We start from the raw sequence: 3,349 nt of genomic DNA, 5'->3' as shown, positions 1-3,349 counted from the left end.
TTGCGACTGGTGACTAAACCATAAATTCCGATACAAAATAAAGCCGCCGCTAATAACAAATAATACTCTAACTGAATCTGCATGATACCTCTAACACCGTACAGTGCAAAGTTCATGAGGTAAAAAATTATGATAACCGCCGCTTATTTAGATACCTGTATCTTTAGGGACTTGCGTGGGAATAATATCTCAGCCAGAAAATCGCTCTCTAGAAGAATAAGACCAGCCCTAAATAGTACATTATCAAAGCGCAAGTCCCTTATAGTGTAAATCAAAGAGCTTTGGAATGTGTTGCTTATGTACATGAAGGGGTTGATCTTACAGGAAGAGGAAAAAATAACTGTACCAATCCCGAACTTATTCCTTAATTTTCAGGGCGATCGCCTTTTTGTTTGTAGTAATGGCTTTAGCCATAATCAGTCCTAAAGAGCTTACTACGAACGGGGCGATCATTTTTGAATTGGCGAGGAAGTTTATCCCCGTGCCAGAGTCAAGCGTCAAGGCATCGCCATGAAAAGCGATATTCTAGGGGTGGATGATACAGAACTCGTTTTAGTCGAATTACTACCTAGATTTTCTCAAGATGATGTGGATGAATTTATTGAAAAATTGACTCGTTTTAAAATCGCTTTTCCCCATTACAAAAACTATCGAGCTTACGGTGCAGTGGCGGGAATTGAAATTAACGAAGGAATCGATCGCTATGCTTATAAAAAAGGTTTATTTGTGATTAAACCCTCTGGGGATACGGTGGCAATTATTAATGATGCTGACTTTCAACCGAACACTTGGTAAAGAGATATAATTAGGCATTATAGGTAAATGTTAAATCCCCCCGTCTATCGGCACCCCCTGTTAGTCCATGAGTGAACCCGTTACCCTTGAGGATATTTACCAGCTATTCCGCGCTTCCGCCGAGGAGTTTGATCGCCGTTTAAGGGAAAGCGATCTTCGTCGGGCCGAAATGGAACGTATCTTTGCCGAAGCGAAATTAGAAAACGAGCGCCGGGCCGCCGAAGCGAAATTAGAAAACGAGCGCCGTGCCGCCGAACTTGAGCGCCAAGCCGCCGAAGCAAAATTAGAAAGCGATCGCCGGGCCGCCGAAGCCGATCGCTCGATGGCAGAACTGAAACGCACCGTAGAACGAACCAGCAAAGCGGTAGATAGTCTGACCACTCGCTGGGGTCGATTTGTGGAGGAATTGGTAGAACCGGCGGTTTTACGGCTTTTTCAGGAAAAAGGCATTGATATTAAGGAAGTTTATCCCCGTGCTAGAGTCAAACGTCAAGGTATCGCCATGGAAATTGATATCCTAGGGGTGGATGATACCGATCTTGTGGTGGTGGAATGTAAATCGAGATTATCTCAAGATGATGTAGATGAATTTATTGAAAAATTGACTCGTTTTAAAATCGCTTTTCCCCATTACAAAAACTATCGAGCTTACGGTGCAGTGGCAGGAATTGAAATTAACGAAGGAATCGATCGCTATGCTTATAAAAAAGGTTTATTTGTGATTAAACCCTCTGGGGATACGGTGGCAATTATTAATGATGCTGACTTTCAACCGAACACTTGGTAAAGAGATATAATTAGGTATGAGAGCAAAAAGATGGCGTTGTGATTGATTAAGTCTGGGCAACCGCAATAAAATAAACAGGAGAATTTTTATGACTCGTTTAGTGGAATTTACCTCAGAGGAGGGGACTATTTACATCGAGGTGGATGAAAAGTTACCCTTACCCAAACCGAAACCAGAAGATGAACTTATTAGTCTAACAGATGAAATAGCTGTTAAAGCCGCTCAATCTTTTGAAGACGCATTAAATGGCATAAAACCCGTGGCAAATGCCATAACTAATAAGGTCAAAAGTTTGAATGAACCAGCCGATCAGGTAGAGGTCAAGTTTGGGATAAAAATGACTGTTGGACTAGGGGATATTATTGCATCTGGCAGCGCCGATGTTAACTATGAAATTACCCTAAAATGGGATAACAAGGAAAAAAATAAGCAATCATCTACTCAATAAGGACTTAGATAAAAATAATGGTTGCATCTCTAGAATCTTCTCTGGTCAGAATTTATAAGCAACGAAAAAATAAAGATGATAAAATGGAAATTGTTGGGGCAGGATTTCTAATATCATCAGAATACTTGATTACCTGCGCTCATGTTGTCAATGAATCTTTAGGATTAAATGTAAAATCTGCTGAGAAACCCACTGACATTATTGAGTGTGATTTTCCTATCATTGCATCGGGTACATCTTTAGAAACAACCGTAGAAGTTTGGCATCCGGTTAAATTTAACAGCAATGATCCGCAGGATATTGCTATTTTAAAATTAAAAGATTCAGTTCCTTCACAAGCTCAACCAGTTTCTTTAATTACCTCTGAAATATGAGATTTATCTGATCATAATTATAAAGCTTATGGTTTTTCCAGAGATGGAGGTGTCTGGTCTGATGGTAAGATAATAGGTCATATTGCTAACAACAAAATTCAGATAGAAGATACTAAAAGCACAGGATATGCTGTAGAAGGTGGGTTTAGTGGGACAGCTATCTGGGATGAGCAATTGGGGGGAGTAGTGGGGATGGCAGTAATGGCTGATAAGGAAAAAATGTTTGCAAAATCTTCTGCATTTTTTATTCCTACTAATGTTCTTTTAAAAGCTTGGAATAAGTTGCTAGATATAGCACAAGTAGAAGGAAGAATTCCTAAAATTATCCCCTCGATTAAATGTATATTTGAAAACAAGAATTATCAAGATCAACTTAATACAGCTTATGAAAATTTAGTAATTGAAGTGAGGGATCATTTAAGAGAAGCAATCATTCTGACCGCTTCTCGAAAGGAGGGCGGCTTTTCAGGTGGCGGACTCTTTTTATGAATAGTGGCACACAAAGATTGCCATTCATGTTCTTCCAAAAAACTTTCACAACTCTCCTCTCCGTGTAAGCGTGCTTGATAGGTTAACCAAAATAATCTCCAAGCTACAATTGAATAGGTAGCTAAGCCCATCTCAATTCTACGACCCGTTTCTAATTGCAGTTTTTCTAATCCACAACCACTTTTTAAAACAAAATGATAGCGTTCTATCAACCAGCGATAACTATACCAGCGCACACAGGTTATCGCCGATTCAAAGCTACTAATGTCTAGGCTAGTTAAGAGGAGCCAACTGATAGGATTAACTCCGCTATGGGCGGATTTTCTTCTTCAGCTAAAATTACCTGTAATTTGACCGGTTGACGAGGGTTCGCTTTCGAGTGATGCTTAGGTACTTGTATTTCAAAACTGGCAAATCTAACTGTTAGTTTAGCTAGTCTAGCCTCGTGATTAGGAT

At 39.8% G+C, this 3,349-nt stretch carries 4 protein-coding genes and 3 pseudogenes; 5 read left to right on the top strand and 2 right to left on the bottom strand.

The window, feature by feature from the left end:
* Positions 1-83: pseudogene (locus PN470_RS02025) on the bottom strand (NADH-quinone oxidoreductase subunit K); the annotation flags it as partial.
* A 382-nt stretch (positions 84-465) separates the two neighbouring features.
* On the opposite strand from PN470_RS02025, the pseudogene PN470_RS02020 reads away from it, so the two are divergent.
* From PN470_RS02020 to PN470_RS02000, 5 genes and pseudogenes are all read left to right on the top strand, one after another.
* Positions 466-795: pseudogene (locus PN470_RS02020) on the top strand (DUF3782 domain-containing protein); the annotation flags it as partial.
* Positions 796-862: 67 nt separating this feature from the next.
* Entirely contained in the window at positions 863-1,582 is a 720-nt protein-coding gene (locus PN470_RS02015) for a DUF3782 domain-containing protein (protein ID WP_271936046.1), read from the top strand.
* An 88-nt stretch (positions 1,583-1,670) separates the two neighbouring features.
* A complete protein-coding gene (locus PN470_RS02010) occupies positions 1,671-2,030 on the top strand; it encodes a CU044_2847 family protein (protein WP_103112077.1) in 360 nt (119 codons plus the stop codon).
* A 17-nt stretch (positions 2,031-2,047) separates the two neighbouring features.
* On the top strand, positions 2,048-2,404 hold the full coding sequence (locus tag PN470_RS02005; RefSeq protein WP_238142366.1) for a S1 family peptidase: 357 nt from the start codon (positions 2,048-2,050) through the stop codon (positions 2,402-2,404).
* Between the two features lie 192 nt (positions 2,405-2,596).
* Positions 2,597-2,893, top strand: coding sequence for a hypothetical protein (locus PN470_RS02000; protein WP_271936049.1), 297 nt, complete (start codon positions 2,597-2,599; stop codon positions 2,891-2,893).
* Here the strand turns inward: PN470_RS02000 and PN470_RS01995 are convergent.
* A pseudogene (locus PN470_RS01995) lies at positions 2,824-3,349 on the bottom strand (IS4 family transposase); the annotation flags it as partial. The gene PN470_RS02000 and the pseudogene PN470_RS01995 sit on opposite strands and share 70 nt — an antisense overlap.

This window comes from Microcystis sp. CS-574, assembly GCF_028329095.1.
In the GTDB taxonomy this organism is placed as follows: domain Bacteria; phylum Cyanobacteriota; class Cyanobacteriia; order Cyanobacteriales; family Microcystaceae; genus Microcystis; species Microcystis ichthyoblabe_A.
Note: the sequence above shows the minus strand (reverse complement) of the source record. Positions and strands in the feature narration are given on the sequence as shown.